The following is a 16,559-nucleotide window of genomic DNA, read 5'->3' as shown; positions in this document are numbered from 1 at the left end:
CCCGGGCTGTCGTCGGGCCAGCGCCCGAACGGCCGGGGAGCGGATTCGTTCGTTAAGGGCGCGAGCATGCATGGCGAAGGGGCAGGACTGACGTGACACACCCGCAGAAACGGCTGCGCATCGTGGTGGGAATCACCGGTGGCATCGCGGCGTACAAGGCCGTGGGCGTCGTGCGCGCCTTCGTCTTGGCCGGTCACGACGTGCAGGTCGTCGCCACCGAGCACGCCCTGCGCTTCGTCGGCAAGCCGACACTCGAGGCGATCTCCCGCAACGTCGTGCACACCGACCTCTACGAGGCGGTGGCGGAGGTGCGACACGTGTCGATCGGCCAATCGGCCGACCTCATCGTCATCGCCCCGGCCACGGCGAATTCGCTCGCCAAGATGGCGGCCGGTCTCGCCGACGATCTGCTCGGCAACACCGTGCTCGCCTCGAAGGCGCCGATCGTCGTGGCTCCCGCGATGCACACCGAGATGTGGCAGAACCCGGCCACCGTGGCGAATGCCGCCCTTCTGGCCTCCCGCGGCATCCACTTCGTCGGGCCGACGAGCGGCCAGCTCACGGGCGCCGATTCCGGTGCCGGTCGGATGGCCGAGGTCGACGACATCGTCGCCGCATCCCTGGCCGTCGCCGCGGCCGCACACCCGGAACCCCGCCGCGATCTCGACGGGGTGCGTGTGCTCATCACCGCCGGCGGAACCCGCGAGCCACTCGACCCCGTGCGCTTCATCGGCAATCGCTCGAGCGGTCGGCAGGGTGCGGCGCTGGCAGAGGCGGCGCTCGCCCGAGGCGCGCAGGTGACCCTGATCGCGGCCCACGTCGAGGTACCGCTTCCCGGCGGGGCCACCGTCGTGTCGGTCGAGACGACAGCCCAGCTGGCCGACGCCGTCGAGGCGCACACTCGCGGGAACGACATCGTCATCATGGCGGCGGCGGTTGCCGATTACAGGCCGGCCACCGTGTCGAACGCCAAGATCAAGAAAGAGACCGTCGGCGACACGTTGACGCTCGAACTCGTCAAGAATCCCGACATCCTCGCCGGCGTCGCAGCGCGTGCCTCCGCCGACCAGCTCGTCGTGGGCTTCGCCGCCGAGACGGCCGATACCGATGAGGCCCTGCTCGAACTGGGGCGGGCCAAGATCACGCGCAAGGGCTGCGACTATCTCGTGGTCAATCGGGTCGGCTGGAACGAGGGCTTCGCCACGCAAGGAAACACGGTCATGGTCCTCGACCGGGCCGGGTCTATAGTGATCGAGGCCCAGGGCAGCAAGCTGTCGGTGGCCGATGAGATCCTGTCTGTGCTGACCGAGCGACTGCCCGAAGACATGCACCGCACCCCCTCAGACCTCCCTGGAGCACCATGACGAGCCTTCGCCTCTTCACGTCCGAGTCCGTCACCGAAGGACACCCCGACAAGATCTGCGATCAGATCTCCGACAGCATCCTCGACGCCCTCCTCGAGGTAGATCCCGCGAGCCGGGTCGCCGTCGAGACCCTCGTGACCACAGGCCTCGTGCACGTCGCGGGCGAGGTCACGACCTCCGGCTACGTCGACATCCCCACGATCGTGCGCGACAAGGTGTCGTCGATCGGCTACACGTCGAGCGACGTCGGGTTCGACGGCGCGAGCTGCGGAGTCTCTGTCTCGATCGGCGCCCAATCGCCCGAGATCGCCGCCGGTGTCGACAACGCATGGGAGAACCGACAGGGCGAGACGCGCACCGACCCGTTCGACCTGCAGGGTGCCGGCGATCAGGGCATCATGTTCGGCTTCGCCACCACCGAGACCCCTCAGCTCATGCCGCTGCCCATCTGGCTCGCGCACCGACTGGCCGAGCGGCTCGCCGAGGTGCGCAAGTCCGGGGAGCTCGCCTATCTGCGTCCCGATGGCAAGACCCAGGTCACCATCGGCTACGAGGGCATCGTGCCGAAGACCATCGAGACGGTCGTGCTCTCGACCCAGCACACCGAGTCGGTGACGAACGCCGATCTGTTCCACGACATCGAGGAACTCGTCATCAAGCCGGTTCTGGCCGACAGCGATCTCGATTCCCGCTCCGCGGACTTGCTCATCAACCCCACCGGCAGATTCGTCGTCGGCGGTCCTCAGGGCGACGCCGGCCTCACGGGTCGCAAGATCATCGTCGACACCTACGGGGGAGCCTCCCGCCACGGCGGCGGAGCCTTCTCGGGCAAAGACCCGTCGAAGGTCGACCGCTCGGCCGCCTACGCCATGCGCTGGGTCGCGAAGAACGCGGTCGCCGCCGGCTTCGCCGACAGACTCGAGGTTCAGGTCGCCTATGCCATCGGCAAGGCCGCACCCGTCGGCCTCTACGTCGAGACCTTCGGAACCGGAAAGCTCCCCGACGACCAGATCATCGATGCCATCAACGAGGTCTTCGATCTTCGCCCGGCGGCCATCATCCAGCACCTCGATCTGCTGCGCCCCATCTACGGCGCGACGGCCACGTACGGTCACTTCGGTCGTGAGCTTCCCGACTTCACGTGGGAGAAGCTCGACCGTGTCGCAGACCTGCAGGCCGCCGCTCGCATCTAGGTGATGGCCGCGCAGACCGCGCCGGAGCACCTGCTCATCGCGCGGGTGATGCTCGAATCGCCCCTTCCACAGCTCGACAGGCTCTTCGACTACGCCGTGCCACCCGGGTTGCGGGAGCAGGCGAAACCCGGCGTGCGCGTCAAAGTGCCCCTGCGGTCTGCCGGACGCATCGCGCGCGGCTACATCGTCGAGATCACCGAGGCCGTCGAGTACTCGGGAACCCTCAGCGAGATCGACGAGGTCACGTCGACGGTCCCCGTGCTGACGCCGGAGGTCTGGAATCTCGCCCGTCGTGTGTCGGAACGCGCAGCAGGAAGCGCGAGCGACGTGGTGCGCCTGGCCGTTCCTCCCCGTCAAGTGCGGGTCGAGAAGACCTGGCAGCTCGAACAGCAGTCCGGCAATCCTCCCGTCGAGTACCGTGCGAATCCCACGGTGACCGGGTATGGCGAGCGCGTCGTCGACTCCGCTGTCGACTCGGGCGATCGCGTCGCCCTGGCCGCGATACCGGCCGTGCACGAGGTGTCTCCCGGCGTCTGGGTCGGACGGTGGGCCGTGACGCTCGCCGAAGCGGCAGCCCGCACGCTCGCGTCCGGGCGCAGCGCCATCGTCGCCGTTCCCGACTATCGCGATCAGCAACAGCTCATCGAAGCCCTCGCCGTCCTCGTGCCGCTCGACCGCATCTCACAGCTCGACGCGCGTCAGCCGAATGCCGACCGCTATCGCGCCTTCCTGCGCTGTCTCGAAGCGGCCCCACGCGTGATCGTGGGCAATCGCTCGGTCGTCTACGCTCCCGCATCAGATCTCGGCCTGATCGCGGTCTGGGACGACGCCGACCCCCTGCACAACGAGCCCCTGAGCCCGTATGCCTCCACCCGCGACGTCGCGCTGGTGCGCCAGGAGCAGTCCGGCTGCGCTCTGCTCTTCGCCTCGCACTCCCGCAGTACCTGGCTCGAGAGGCTCGTCGAGATCGGCTATGTGACGCCGCGTGCACCCGATCCCGCCGTCCTCCCGCACGTTGTCCCCACCGCAGACCAACCGGGCGCCGATGCCGCGGCTCACGCCCGCATTCCGTCCACGGCCTGGAACACCGCACGGCGCGCGCTCGAAGACGGGCCCGTTCTCGTTCAGGTGGCCCGACCGGGATACGCCCCGGTGCTCGCGTGCCAGGATTGCCGCACTCCCGCGCGCTGCCGCGTCTGCGAGGGCACCCTCCGTATCGGCGGCGCCCGGCAGACCCCGTCGTGCGAGCTATGCGGGGCGATCGCCGCCGACTGGCACTGCCGACACTGCGAATCCACGCGCATCCGGCTCGTCACCGCCGGCACCGGCCGCACAGCCGAGGAGCTGGGCCGCGCGTTCCCCGGAATCCGCGTCATCGTCTCCGACGGCGAGAGGCCCCACCTCACGGTCGATGCGCGACCGGCGTTGGTCGTCGCCACTCGAGGGGCCGAGCCCGTGGCAGCCGGGGGATACCGAGCCGTCCTCCTCCTCGACGGCGAGCGCATGCTCGCTCGGGAGTCCCTGACCGTGGCCGAAGACTGCCTGCGCTGGTGGTCGAACGCCATCGCGCTGGCCGCTCCCCGCGCACCGGCCATCATCGTCGGCGTCGGAGGAGCCCTCGCCCGCGCACTCGTCACATGGAGCCAGCACCGTTTCGCTGCGGCCGAACTGCCCGACAGGCGATCTCTGCGGTTTCCCCCCATGGTGCGGCTCGCCACGGTGACGGGGCGCCCCGAGACCGTCGAACAGGCCATCTCCACCCTGCCCGATTCGGTGGAGGGGCACGAATCAGCGACAATTGACGTGCTCGGCCCGGTCGACGCCGGCGACGGCCTCGTTCGTGCCACGATCCGTTTCGACTACGCGTTCGGGGCCGATGTCGCCCGAAGTCTGCGCTCGTCGATCATCCGCAATTCCACCGGGCGAACGAAGCGTCAGACGAGCAAGGCGACCGGCACCAAGACCAGCTTCAGGCCTCCGCCTGTGCTCAGGGTTCGATTCGACGACACGGAGATCATGGAATGAAACTCGTCTTCGCCGGCACTCCCGCCGTGGCGCTGCCTACCCTCGACATTCTCGCCGCACGTCACGAGATCGTGTCGGTCATTACTCGTGAGGACGCCCCGCTCGGGCGCAAGCGCGTACTGACTCCCTCGCCCGTCGCGTCCCGGGCCTCCGAACTCGGCATTCCCACGATCCGGGCGAACAAACTCGACGACAACGTCACGAAACAGGTATCCGATCTGCAGCCCGACCTCGGGGTGATCGTCGCGTACGGAGGGCTCGTGCGCAGCCCTCTGCTCGAGACGCCACGCTTCGGCTGGATCAACCTGCACTTCTCTCTGCTGCCCCGGTGGCGGGGTGCGGCACCGGTGCAGTGGTCGATCATGAGCGGCGACAGCGAGGCGGGGGCTTCGGTCTTCCAGTTGGTCGCCGCCCTCGATGCCGGTCCGGAGTTCGCGCGCCTCTCGCGGCCCATCGGAGCCCACGAGACCTCGGGCCAACTTCTCGAGGCGCTCTCCCATGAGGGAGCGGCACTCGCCGCGAAGGTCGTCGATGACCTCGAGGCCGGCACCGCCCGCTCCGAACCGCAGCAGGGCGAGGTCACGCTGGCCCCGAAGATCACCCTCGACCACGCCCGCATCGACTGGAGCGAGGCCGCCGACGTCGTATTCCGTCGCATCCGGGCCACGACGCCCGAGCCGGGCGCCTTCGCCGTCGTCGACGGCCTCAGACTCAAGATCCTGCGCGCAGCGCCCGCCTATGACACCGCGTCTCTCAGCCCCGGCTCGCTCGAGAACGACGGCGGCAGAATCCTCATCGGCACGGCGACGACGCCCATAGAGCTGCTGCAGGTGCACCCCGCCGGCAAGAAGCCGATGCCCGCGGCCGACTGGTGGCGCGGTCTCGCTCCAGCCCAGCCTCACGTCGCAGACACCCCGACTACGAACAGATTCGACACACCATGAACTCCAGGCCCCGCTCCTCTCAGATCGTGCAGCCGGCGCGCCGGATCGCCCTCGAGGTGATCACCGCCGTTCGTGAAGACGACGCCTACGCCAATCTGCTTCTGCCCACGAAGCTGGCACGCGCGAAGCTCCACACCAACGACGCCGCCCTGGCGACCGAGCTCACGTACGGCACGCTCCGCATGCGCGGCTACTACGACAGGGTCATCTCGTTGGCGGCCGGACGGCCGGTCGAGAAGATCGATCCTGCCGTTCTCGACGTGCTCGAACTCGCGACCCATCAACTGCTCGGAATGCGCACCGCCAGCCACGCCGCGGTCAACGAGTCCGTCGAACTCGCCCGCCTCGTGAGCTCCCGCTCGGCGACCGGCTTCGTCAATGGAGTCCTGCGCTCCATCACCCGGAGCGAACCCGAGGCGTGGCGCGAACGTGTGATCGGGGAGGCCAAAGACGACGATTCGCGTCTCGCCGCCGAATACTCGCACCCCACCTGGATCATCCGTGCGTTCCGTCGCTCGCTGTCGGCAGCGGGCGTGTCTGCCGATGCCCTCGACGACGAGCTGCGCGATCTTCTCGATGCCGACAACGTGCCGCCGAGACTGGGCCTCGTCGCTCTCCCCGGTCTGGCCGATCGCGACGAGATCGCCATTCCCGGCCGCCCGACGCGTCGTTCTCCCATCGGCTTCTCCGCCACCGGCGGAGACCCCAGCGACATCGCCGAGGTGCGTGCCGGCACGATCAGAGTGCAAGACGAGGGATCGCAGCTCGCGGCTCTCGCCCTGAGCCGCGCCGCATCGATCGCCCCGGGCGAGAAATGGCTCGACCTGTGCGCCGGCCCCGGGGGAAAGTCCGCGCTGCTGGCGGCCGAAGCACGTCTGGGCGGGGCCGTTCTCACGGCGAACGAGCCGGTTCCGGCCCGGGCACAACTCGTACGCAACGCCCTCGAAGCGCTCGACGATCCACCCGAGGTCCTGCAGCTCGACGGCACGACCATCGGCGCCCTGCACCCGGAGTCGTTCGACCGCATCCTGGTCGACGCGCCGTGCACCGGTCTGGGCGCCCTCCGGCGCCGGCCCGAAGCCCGCTGGCGTAAGAGCCCACGCGATGTCGCCGACCTCGTGCAGTTGCAGGAACGACTGATCGACTCCGCGGTCGACGCTCTGCGACCCGGCGGCATCCTCGCCTACGTGACCTGCTCACCCCATGTGGCCGAGACACGAGGCCAGGTGGCCGGCGCCCTCTCTCGGTGGGGAGATCGGCTCACAGCCCTCGACACCGGCACGGTGGTCGCGGAGATCTCCGGCGAGACCGGCGAGCGGGCGTCCGACGCGTCGCAGGTGCAGCTGTGGCCCCACATCGACGCGACCGACGCAATGTTCATCGCGCTCTTCCGCAAAGCCGCGTGACACCGTGAGCCGCCGTCGAACGCCCCGTCACGCTGGATAAGCTGAGGACCATGCCCGCGCGTATCAACCCCAGCATCCTGGCCGCCGACTTCGCCCACCTCGCAACGGAACTCGACCGTATCTCGTCGGCCGACGCGGTGCACGTCGACGTGATGGACAACCATTTCGTTCCGAACCTGACGTTCGGAATCCCTGTGGTCGAGCGCCTCCTCCAGGTCACCGAGCTTCCCCTCGACATGCACCTCATGATCACCGACGTCGACCGCTGGGCACCGACCTTCGCCGAGCTCGGCGTCTTCTCGGTCACCTTCCACGCCGAGGCCACCGACGAGCCCGTCACTCTGGCCCGTCGTCTGCGCCAGATCGGTGCGCGGGCCGGTCTCGCGATCAAGCCCGGCACCCCCGTCGAGCCGTACCTCGAGGTGCTCGGAGAGTTCGATCAGCTTCTGGTCATGACGGTCGAACCGGGCTTCGGCGGGCAGTCGTTCATGCCCGAGACGATGTCCAAGCTCGTCGCGGCACGCGAGGTAGCCACGCGCAGCGGTCTCGACGTGTGGCTGCAGGTCGACGGCGGCATCAACGAGCAGACCATCGAGGTCGCCGCCAGGGCCGGCGCCGACACCTTCGTCGCGGGGTCGAGCGTGTTCGGCGCCGACGACGCGGGCGCTCAGGTGCAGCTGCTCCGCCAGAGGGCACTCGAGCACACCCACGTCGCCTAAACTCTTCACGTGAAGACTTTCGATGAGCTGTTCTCCGAGCTGAGCGCCAAGGCGCTCGAGCGCCCAGACGGTTCCGGCACTGTTCGCGAGCTCGACGCCGGGGTCCACTTCATCGGCAAGAAGATCGTCGAAGAGGCCGCCGAGGTCTGGATGGCGGCGGAATACGAGTCCGACGACGATATGGCCGCGGAGATCTCCCAGCTGCTCTACCACCTCCAGGTGCTCCTCATCGCCAAGGGATTGACCCCGGCTGACGTCTACCGACATCTGTGAGCACGGCCGCATCCGTTCGTTCTCATAGCTCTTCAGACTGACGCCGGCTCTCGCCCGCCAGTCGACAATTCGAAAGACTCTTATGCTCAAGATCGCGGTGCCCAACAAGGGCTCCCTGTCCGAAACCGCCGTTCAGATGCTCGCCGAATCGGGGTACCAGACCCGACGCGACACGCGCGAGTTGCACCTCGTCGATGAGCGGAACGGAGTGGAGTTCTTCTACCTGCGCCCCCGCGACATCGCCACGTACGTGGGCAGCGGCGCTCTCGACATCGGTATCACCGGGCGCGACCTGCTCCTCGACTCCGAGTCGCCCGCCCAGGAGATCGCCTCCCTGCAGTTCGGCGAGTCGACGTTCCGCTTCGCGGGGCCGGATGGCGGCTTCGCCGGCGTGTCCGAACTCGAGGGCCGGCGGGTCGCGACGAGCTACCCCGGACTCGTCAAGGCGTTCCTGGCTCAGCACTCCGTCTCGGCGAAGCTCGTGCGCCTCGACGGCGCGGTGGAATCTGCCGTTCGTCTCGGCGTGGCCGACGCCGTCGCCGATGTCGTGTCGACCGGCTCGACTCTCAAGAAGGCCGGTCTCACGATCTTCGGCCCCGTGATCCTCGAATCCTCAGCCGTGGTCATCTCGTCGGGCATCGACAAGCCCGGCGCCGATACCCTCTTGCGTCGACTGCAGGGCGTGCTGGTCGCCCGTCAGTACGTGCTGATGGACTACGACGTACCGCTGGCGAAGCTCGATGCGGCGGCTGCGATCACGCCGGGCCTCGAGTCACCCACCATCTCGCCGCTGCGCGACCCCGACTGGGTCGCCGTACGGTCGATGGTGCCGCTCGCAGACACCAACCACGTGATGGACGCGCTGTACGACGTCGGCGCGCGCGCGATCCTGGTCAGCCCCATCCACGCCGCCCGGATCTGACCGTGAGCGTCGCCATCCGGGTGATCCCGTGCCTCGACGTGGCTGCCGGTCGCGTGGTCAAGGGCGTGAAATTCGAGAACCTCCGCGACGCGGGCGATCCGGTCGAGCTGGCGCGTATCTACGCGGAGCAGGGGGCCGACGAGTTGACCTTCCTCGACGTGACCGCCACGGTCGACGATCGCTCGACGACCTACGACGTGGTTCGAAAGACCGCGGAGCAGGTCTTCATTCCGTTGACGGTCGGCGGGGGAGTGCGCTCGACCGACGACGTGGCGAGACTCCTCGCATCCGGCGCGGACAAGATCGGCGTGAACAGCGCCGCCATCGCCAGGCCCGCGTTGATCGACGAAATCGCGGACAGGTTCGGAGCGCAGGTGATCGTGCTGTCGCTCGACGTCAAGCGCAGCGACACCGTGCCATCCGGTTTCGTGGTGACGACGCACGGAGGCCGACGAGAGACGACACTCGACGCACTCGACTGGGCCGCCGACGCCATCCAGCGCGGCGCGGGAGAACTGCTGGTCAACTCGATCGATGCCGATGGAACGAAGGACGGCTTCGACCTCGAGCTGATCGGCCTGATGCGCTCGATCAGCCGCGTGCCCGTGATCGCCTCGGGAGGCGCCGGCCGTCTCGAGCATTTCCCCGAGGCCATCCGAGCGGGCGCCGACGCGGTGCTCGCCGCGAGCGTCTTCCACAATCGCGAGCTGACCATAGGCCAGGTCAAAGACGAACTGAGACAAGACGGAGCACTGATCCGATGACACAGACAGCAGACGACGTCGAGGCCGTCCTCGCTCGCGCGAACTTCGCTGCGGACGGCCTTCTCCCCGCGATCATCCAGCAGTGGGACACCAAGGACGTTCTTATGCTGGGGTACATGAACTCCGAAGCCCTGCGCCGCACTCTCACCGAGGGTCGCGTCACGTTCTGGTCTCGCTCACGCCAGGAATTCTGGAGGAAGGGCGACACCTCCGGCCACGCGCAGTACGTACGCGCTGCGGCACTCGACTGCGACGACGACACTCTGCTGGTGCAGGTCGAGCAGATCGGGGCGGCCTGCCACACGGGTGCAAGGGCATGCTTCGACGTCGATCCGCTCGATCCCGTCGTCGGCTCGGCCGGAGCCTCGGCATGATCGGCGGGCGCGTCGCGTCGACGACTCGGCAGGAGTTCGACGAACGTCTCGGCAGCCATCGTGTTCTGCCCGTGCTGCGAACCCTCTTCGCCGACGGAGAGACTCCCGTGGGCGTCTACCGCAAGCTCGCTCGAGGCCGGGCCGGCTCGTTCCTGCTCGAGTCCGCCGGACAGGGCGGCGTCTGGTCACGGTTCTCGTTCATCGGCGTCTCGAGCTACGGGGTGCTCACCAGCGAGGACGACCGCGCGGTCTGGGTCGACCTCGGTCTCTCGGAGTCGGAGGCGTTTCCCGATGGGCTGCCCGAGCAGCCACTCTCGGCCCTCTCCTCCCTCTTCCACACCTGGCAGACGCCCATGATCCCCGGCCACCCGCCTCTGACGGGGGGACTCGTCGGGTTCATCGGGTGGGAGACCATCCGGCAGATCGAGCATCTGCCACACCGCCCGCCCGCCGACTACTCCGTGCCGAGCCAGGCCATGGGATTCGTGCGCGACCTGGCCGTGATCGATCATCTGACGGGCACCGTGCAGCTGATCTCCGCTGTGCTCGCGGATCCTCGCGGCGATGCCGATGCACAATGGCGCGACGCGCAGTCCCGCCTCGACGACATGCAGGCCGAGCTGGCGAAACCCACCGACACCCGGCTCGACGACGCCGATTTCGATACGGTCGGCCAGCCCGTCGCACGCACCGAACGAGGCGATTTCCTCGACGCCATCGAGCGCGCCAAGGTGCACATCCGCGACGGCGACGTGTTCCAGGTGGTGATCTCGCAGCGGTTCGATCTCGAGACCTCCGCAGAGTCCATCGACGTCTATCGGGTTCTGCGCACGCTGAATCCCAGTCCCTATCTCTATCTGCTGGCCCTCGAGCGCCCGGACGGCACCCCGTACACGATCGTCGGGTCGAGCCCGGAGGCTCTGGTCAAGGTCGACAACGGTCGCGCCTTCACTCACCCCATCGCGGGTTCGCGTCCGCGTGGCGCGACCGTCGAGCGCGACATCGAGCTGGAACACGAACTCCTCGGTGACGAGAAGGAGAAGTCGGAGCACCTCATGCTCGTCGACCTCGCCCGCAACGACCTCCTGAAGGTCTGCGTGCCGGGTTCCGTCGAGGTGACCGAGTTCATGCGCATCGAGCGCTTCAGCCACATCATGCACATCGTGTCCTCCGTCGAGGGCGTGATCCGGCCCGGAGTCACGGCGATCGACGTGTTCAGCGCGACCTTCCCCGCGGGCACCCTGTCGGGAGCACCCAAGCCCCGGGCTCTCCAGATCATCGACGACCTCGAGCCCGCCCAACGCGGCGTGTACGGGGGTGTCGTCGGCTACTTCGGCTTCGCCGGTGACGCGGATCTCGCCATCGCCATCCGCACCGCCACGATCGAGTCGGGCGTCGCCCACGTGCAGGCGGGCGGGGGATTGGTGGCAGACTCCGATCCGGATTCCGAGTTCCTCGAGTCGCAGAACAAGGCGGCAGCCCCTCTGCGGGCGGTCGCCATCGCGAACGCCATGCGACGGATCGTATGACGACCGCCGACAACGCTGCCACGCCGCCGAAGCAGGGATCCGCACGGCTGAAGGGCCTGATGATCCTCGGCGTGCTCGCCGTGAGCGGCCTCGTCTTCCTCGCGTGGTCGCAGTCGTGGGGAACGCTCGGCGTCACGGTCGATGGCGGATCGACCCGCAGCCTTGACGTCCCCGGGGCGACCGCCGCGCCCGCCCTGGCCGCACTCGGCCTGGCCGGCCTGGCCAGCGCCGCGGCCCTCGCCATCGCCGGCCCCGTCATCCGCATCGTGCTCGGCGTCCTCCAGGTGCTCCTCGGTGCCAGCATCGTTCTCTCGGGCACCGGTCCGCTGGTCGACCCGGTCTCCTCGGGCGCGCCCGTGGTGACCACCGCGACCGGTGTCGCCGGAACCGAGTCGATCCGCACGATCGCGCGCAGCGAGGCCGTCACGGCCTGGCCCGTCGTCGCCATCCTGCTGGGCGTCTTGCTGGCCCTGCTCGGCGTCGCCGTGGCCGTCACGACGACCCGTTGGCCCGTCTCGGGCCGCCGCTACCAGGCAGTGCGTTTCGCCTCCGAAGACGGCCGCGTTCTCGACGCCGACGACCTGCTGGATCTCGACAGCGAGGAAGACGACGCCGGCTCGGCCTCGCCCCACGCCGACGAGAGTCCGGATGACGCGGCGGTGCGCCGTAAGGCAGCCTCGGTCGACAACTGGGACAGCCTGAGCCGGGGGACAGACCCTACCGCGTAGCGCGAGGACACAGGAACGCGCTTTTCCTTTCGACTACTATTGATCCCGAACAAGAGGAGTTCCATGAGCAACGTTTCTGAAGAACCTGGACACGGTCACTCGCCGGCCGCCTGGACCGCCGTGATCGTGATGCTGATCGCTTTCAGCATCGGCACCGTCGCCTTTTTCTTCGACGTGCAGTGGCTCGTCTGGGCGTCTGCCGGCCTTCTCGTCGTGGGAGCGATCCTCGGCAAGGTGCTCTCGGTGGCAGGCTTCGGGGCGTACAGCCCGCGCTACGCCGGCAAAGGACACTAGAGGGTGCTCGACCAGCTCCTCGCCGGCGCTATCGAGGATGCTGAGACGCGACAGCAGACCGTGAGTCTCGCGTCCGTCGAAGCTGCCGCGCTCTCCGCGCCGGCACCCCTCGACGCCCTGTCCTTCCTCGCCCCCGCCGACCGCGTCAAGGTGATCGCCGAGATCAAGCGTTCGAGCCCGTCCAAGGGCGCTCTCGCTGAGATCGTCGATCCCCAGGCTCTCGCCCGTGACTACGAGGCGGGTGGAGCGAGCGCCGTCAGCGTGCTCACCGAGGGTCGACGCTTCGGGGGTTCCCTCGACGACCTGCGCGCCGTGCGCGCTGCCGTCGGCATCCCGGTTCTGCGCAAAGACTTCATCGGCCTCGAATACCAGGTGTTCGAGGCGCGGGCCGCCGGAGCCGACCTCGTTCTTCTCATCGTCGCCGCGCTCGACACGAAGACGCTCACCCGACTGCACAAGCTGATCACCGAGCTCGGCATGACCGCGTTGGTCGAGACGCACTCTGCCGACGAACTCAGCCGGGCGATCGACCTGGGCTCCCGTGTGATCGGGGTCAACGCGCGCAACCTCACCACCTTCGAACTCGATCCCGATCTCTTCGGTCGCCTCGCGGGCAGCATCCCCGACGGCACCATCCGCATCGCGGAGTCTGCGGTGAAGACCGCCGCCGACGTTGCTCACTACCGCCGGTCCGGCGCAGACGTGGTGCTCATCGGCGAGGCGCTCGTCACTCACGGCAGTCCTCGCGAAACCCTCACAGAATTCTTGAGCGTATCCTCATGACGATCGAAGCCAACCCCACCCACCTGCGCGACGAGACCGGGCCGTTCTTCGGCGAGTTCGGCGGGCGGTTCATGCCGGAGTCCCTCATCGCCGCTCTCGACGAGCTCTCCGCCGCATACGATGACGCGAAGGCAGACCCCGAGTTCCACCGGGAGCTCGCCGAGCTGCACCGCACCTACACGGGACGCCCCTCCATCATCACGGAGGTTCCCCGTTTCGCCGAGCACGCCGGTGGCGCCCGCATCCTGTTGAAGCGCGAAGACCTGAACCACACCGGATCGCACAAGATCTGCAACGTGCTCGGACAGGCCCTGATCGCCAAGCGCATCGGCAAGACCCGGCTGATCGCCGAGACGGGTGCGGGTCAGCACGGCGTGGCCACGGCGACGGCCGCAGCCCTGTTCGGCATGGAGTGCGTCGTCTACATGGGCGAGGTCGACACCGAACGGCAGGCGCTGAACGTCGCCCGCATGCGCCTGCTCGGAGCAGAGGTCATCCCGGTGACCACCGGCACGCGCACCCTCAAAGATGCACTCAACGAGGCCTTCCGCGACTGGGTCGCCAACGTCGAGAACACGCATTACCTCCTGGGCACCGTCGCCGGCCCCCATCCCTTCCCGGTCATGGTGCGCGACTTCGTCAAGATCATCGGCGAAGAGGCTCGCCAGCAGGTCATCGACATGACGGGTGCTCTGCCCGACGCCGTCGTGGCCTGCGTCGGCGGCGGGTCGAACGCCATCGGAATCTTCCACGCGTTCCTCGACGACCCCGAGGTCGCGCTCCACGGGTTCGAGGCCGGCGGCGACGGGGTCGACACGCTGCGTCACGCGGCCAGCATCACCATGGGTCGCCCCGGGGTGCTGCACGGGTCGCGAAGCATCATGCTGCAAGACGAAGACGGCCAGACCGTCGACTCGCACTCCATCTCGGCCGGTCTCGACTACCCGGGAGTAGGACCGGAGCACGCATGGCTCGCGTCGATCGGTCGTGCCACGTATACGCCGGTCACCGACGCCGCGGCCATGCAGGCCTTCCGCCTGCTCTGCCAGACAGAGGGCATCATTCCGGCCATCGAGTCGGCGCACGCCCTCGCCGGCGCCATCGAGCTCGGGCGCACGCTCGGCGAGAAGGCGACCATCCTCATCAACTTGTCCGGTCGCGGCGATAAAGACGTCGAGACCGCGGGCGCCTACTTCGGCGTTCTGGATGCCGGGGCCGGCGCATGACCGCCGCCGGCGTCATCGAATCTCCCGTCGCATCCGCTATCGAGGCGAGCCGTCAGGCCCGCGCGGGAGCCCTCATCGGCTACCTTCCGGTCGGCTTTCCGACTCTCGACGAGAGTGTCGACGCAGCCGTCGCTCTGGTCGAGAACGGCGTCGATGTTCTCGAACTCGGCATCCCGTACTCCGATCCGGTCATGGACGGCCCGGTCATCCAGAAGGCGACGCAAGCATCGCTCGACGCGGGCTTCCGACTTCGTGATGCCTTCACTGCCGTCGAGAAGATCAGGGCCCGGGTCGATGCCCCGGTTCTACTCATGACGTACTGGAACCCGGTCGTGCAGTACGGCGTCGCCCGCTTCGCCGACGACCTCCTGTCCGCCGGGGGAGCCGGACTCATCACACCCGACCTCACGGTCGACTCCGGAGCGGACTGGTTGGTCGAGAGCGACCGCACCGGCCTCGACCGCGTCTTCCTCGCCGCCCCCACGTCGACAGACGAACGCCTGCGGCTCGCGGTCGAGAACAGCCGCGGATTCGTCTACACCGTCTCCACGATGGGAACGACGGGCGCTCGTGCCGAACTCGGCCTCGCGGCAGAGAAGCTCGTGGGCCGCCTGCGTTCCGTCGGATCGACCAGTGCCTGCGTGGGCATCGGCGTCTCGACAGCAGATCAGATCGCCGAGATCCTCGGCTATGCCGATGGCGCCATCGTCGGATCAGCGCTGGTCCGCGCGCTTGCAGAAGACGGCGTCGCCGGGGTCGCACGCCTCGCCGCGCAACTGGCCACGGGCACCGGTCGCTGAGCGACTCTCCCGCCGTCCTACAATAAGCATCAGCCCCTCTTACGTCTGATCTCCCGCTTCGGCGAGCGAACAGGCGCCCGCACGAGCACAACACGATGAAAGGTCGAAACCGTTGGTCTTCGCCCCCACTAGCATCCCCAGCCCCTCGTGGCAGGGCTTCAGTATCGACATCAGCGGATTCACCGGGTGGCTGCACAGCCTCGGGCTCCCGCAGTACGCAGACACGCTGGAGATTCGCGCATACGCGCTGTGCATCCTGGCGGGAATCGTGCTCGCCACCATCCTCACCTCCCGCCGTCTCACGGCGCGTGGAGCCGAGCCGGGCGTCGTTCTCGACATCATCCTGTGGGCCATTCCCTTCGGCATCATCGGGGCGCGCATCTACCACGTGCTCACGCACCCGGGCGACTACTTCGGCGAAGGCATCGAGTGGTGGAAGGTCTTCGCGGTCTGGGAGGGCGGCATCGCCATCTTCGGCTCTCTGATCGGAGGAGCGGTCGGCGCGTACATCGGGTGCCGTCTGAGCGGCATCCGTTTCTGGACCTTCGCCGACGCACTCGCTCCGGGCATGCTGCTCGCCCAGGCCGCGGGTCGGTTCGGCAACTACTTCAACCACGAACTGTTCGGCACCCCCACCGATCTGCCGTGGGGCCTCGAGATCCCGAAACCGAATGCGGCGATCCCCGTCGGACTCGCCGACGGCACCCTGTTCCACCCGACCTTCCTCTACGAGGTCATCTGGAACCTGGCCGGTGTCGCCGTGATCATTCTGCTCGAGCGCAAGCTGCGCCTGCAGTGGGGCAAGGCCTTCGGCGTCTACCTCATCTGGTACGGCATCGGACGCACCGTCTTCGAGACGATGCGCGTCGACCCGAGCGAGATCTTCTTCGGCGTTCGCACCAACGTGTGGGGAGCTCTTCTCGCGATCCTGGTCGGCCTCCTCATCATTCTCATCCAGCGCCGAGAGCACCCGGGCGCCGAGCCCGGACCGTATCGCCCCGGAGCAGAGTGGGTGCCCGCGGGCGCTGGGGTAGAATCGAGCGACACTTACTCGGACGACGAGCTCAGAGGCGATGGGGCCACCGAATCTCGCGAGAAAGAATCCGTCGCATCAGACGCCACAAGCGTCGTCGGTGCGACATCCACGAACTGAACTCGACAGTCGCGCAACTCGCGTCCTCAGCTTCCGAACATCGCTACAGCCGACACGACCCG

Annotated in this window: 17 protein-coding genes; all 17 read left to right on the top strand. The window is 68.0% G+C overall.

The genetic code is table 11. The annotated features are described in order from the left end of the window. Positions 1 to 113: 113 nt before the first annotated feature. On the top strand, positions 114 to 1,364 hold the full coding sequence (coaBC, locus tag ASF79_RS06945; protein ID WP_055854526.1) for a bifunctional phosphopantothenoylcysteine decarboxylase/phosphopantothenate--cysteine ligase CoaBC: 1,251 nt from the start codon (positions 114 to 116) through the stop codon (positions 1,362 to 1,364). Beyond that, positions 1,361 to 2,557, top strand: a complete 1,197-nt coding sequence (gene metK, locus ASF79_RS06940) for a methionine adenosyltransferase (RefSeq protein WP_055853387.1) — start codon at positions 1,361 to 1,363, stop codon at positions 2,555 to 2,557. Before coaBC ends, metK begins: the two co-directional genes overlap by 4 nt. Positions 2,558 to 2,560: 3 nt before the next feature. Next, positions 2,561 to 4,582: a hypothetical protein gene (locus ASF79_RS06935; protein WP_055854523.1), complete on the top strand. Its 2,022-nt coding sequence runs from the start codon at positions 2,561 to 2,563 to the stop codon at positions 4,580 to 4,582. Beyond that, positions 4,579 to 5,526 carry a methionyl-tRNA formyltransferase gene (gene fmt / locus ASF79_RS06930; protein WP_055853385.1) on the top strand — a complete coding sequence of 316 codons (948 nt, stop codon included), beginning with the start codon at positions 4,579 to 4,581 and terminating at the stop codon, positions 5,524 to 5,526. Before ASF79_RS06935 ends, fmt begins: the two co-directional genes overlap by 4 nt. After that, complete coding sequence (locus ASF79_RS06925; protein ID WP_055853384.1) at positions 5,523 to 6,932, top strand: RsmB/NOP family class I SAM-dependent RNA methyltransferase; 1,410 nt, start codon at positions 5,523 to 5,525, stop codon at positions 6,930 to 6,932. The genes fmt and ASF79_RS06925 overlap by 4 nt, the downstream gene beginning before the upstream one ends. 50 nt (positions 6,933 to 6,982) lie before the next feature. Then, complete coding sequence (rpe, locus tag ASF79_RS06920) at positions 6,983 to 7,651, top strand: ribulose-phosphate 3-epimerase (RefSeq protein WP_055853382.1); 669 nt, start codon at positions 6,983 to 6,985, stop codon at positions 7,649 to 7,651. A 9-nt stretch (positions 7,652 to 7,660) separates the two neighbouring features. Further along, on the top strand, positions 7,661 to 7,924 hold the full coding sequence (locus ASF79_RS06915) for a phosphoribosyl-ATP diphosphatase (RefSeq protein WP_055853380.1): 264 nt from the start codon (positions 7,661 to 7,663) through the stop codon (positions 7,922 to 7,924). 82 nt (positions 7,925 to 8,006) lie between these two features. Beyond that, positions 8,007 to 8,846, top strand: a complete 840-nt coding sequence (gene hisG, locus ASF79_RS06910) for an ATP phosphoribosyltransferase (RefSeq protein ID WP_055853378.1) — start codon at positions 8,007 to 8,009, stop codon at positions 8,844 to 8,846. Positions 8,847 to 8,848: 2 nt separating this feature from the next. Next, the gene (gene hisF, locus ASF79_RS06905; RefSeq protein WP_055853376.1) at positions 8,849 to 9,610 is read left to right on the top strand and encodes an imidazole glycerol phosphate synthase subunit HisF; all 762 of its coding nucleotides are present in this window, start codon (positions 8,849 to 8,851) and stop codon (positions 9,608 to 9,610) included. Beyond that, positions 9,607 to 9,984: a phosphoribosyl-AMP cyclohydrolase gene (gene hisI, locus ASF79_RS06900; RefSeq protein ID WP_055781332.1), complete on the top strand. Its 378-nt coding sequence runs from the start codon at positions 9,607 to 9,609 to the stop codon at positions 9,982 to 9,984. The genes hisF and hisI overlap by 4 nt, the downstream gene beginning before the upstream one ends. Next, positions 9,981 to 11,513, top strand: coding sequence for an anthranilate synthase component I (locus ASF79_RS06895; RefSeq protein WP_055853374.1), 1,533 nt, complete (start codon positions 9,981 to 9,983; stop codon positions 11,511 to 11,513). The genes hisI and ASF79_RS06895 overlap by 4 nt, the downstream gene beginning before the upstream one ends. Continuing rightward, entirely contained in the window at positions 11,510 to 12,241 is a 732-nt protein-coding gene (locus ASF79_RS06890) for a Trp biosynthesis-associated membrane protein (RefSeq protein WP_055781337.1), read from the top strand. The genes ASF79_RS06895 and ASF79_RS06890 overlap by 4 nt, the downstream gene beginning before the upstream one ends. A gap of 63 nt (positions 12,242 to 12,304) precedes the next feature. Beyond that, positions 12,305 to 12,535 carry a DUF6704 family protein gene (locus tag ASF79_RS06885; protein ID WP_055781339.1) on the top strand — a complete coding sequence of 77 codons (231 nt, stop codon included), beginning with the start codon at positions 12,305 to 12,307 and terminating at the stop codon, positions 12,533 to 12,535. Between the two features lie 3 nt (positions 12,536 to 12,538). After that, positions 12,539 to 13,318 carry an indole-3-glycerol phosphate synthase TrpC gene (trpC, locus tag ASF79_RS06880; RefSeq protein WP_055781342.1) on the top strand — a complete coding sequence of 260 codons (780 nt, stop codon included), beginning with the start codon at positions 12,539 to 12,541 and terminating at the stop codon, positions 13,316 to 13,318. Further along, entirely contained in the window at positions 13,315 to 14,544 is a 1,230-nt protein-coding gene (gene trpB / locus ASF79_RS06875; protein ID WP_055781345.1) for a tryptophan synthase subunit beta, read from the top strand. The genes trpC and trpB overlap by 4 nt, the downstream gene beginning before the upstream one ends. Beyond that, positions 14,541 to 15,344 (top strand): tryptophan synthase subunit alpha, encoded by an 804-nt coding sequence (gene trpA, locus ASF79_RS06870; protein ID WP_055853371.1) that lies wholly within the window; start codon positions 14,541 to 14,543, stop codon positions 15,342 to 15,344. Before trpB ends, trpA begins: the two co-directional genes overlap by 4 nt. 190 nt (positions 15,345 to 15,534) lie before the next feature. Beyond that, positions 15,535 to 16,497 (top strand): prolipoprotein diacylglyceryl transferase, encoded by a 963-nt coding sequence (gene lgt, locus ASF79_RS06865; RefSeq protein WP_235480643.1) that lies wholly within the window; start codon positions 15,535 to 15,537, stop codon positions 16,495 to 16,497. Positions 16,498 to 16,559 lie beyond the last annotated feature (62 nt).

Origin of the sequence: Agreia sp. Leaf335 (assembly GCF_001423605.1) — a bacterium.
In the GTDB taxonomy this organism is placed as follows: Bacteria; Actinomycetota; Actinomycetes; order Actinomycetales; family Microbacteriaceae; genus Agreia.
This window is presented reverse-complemented; position numbering and strand designations above follow the sequence as displayed.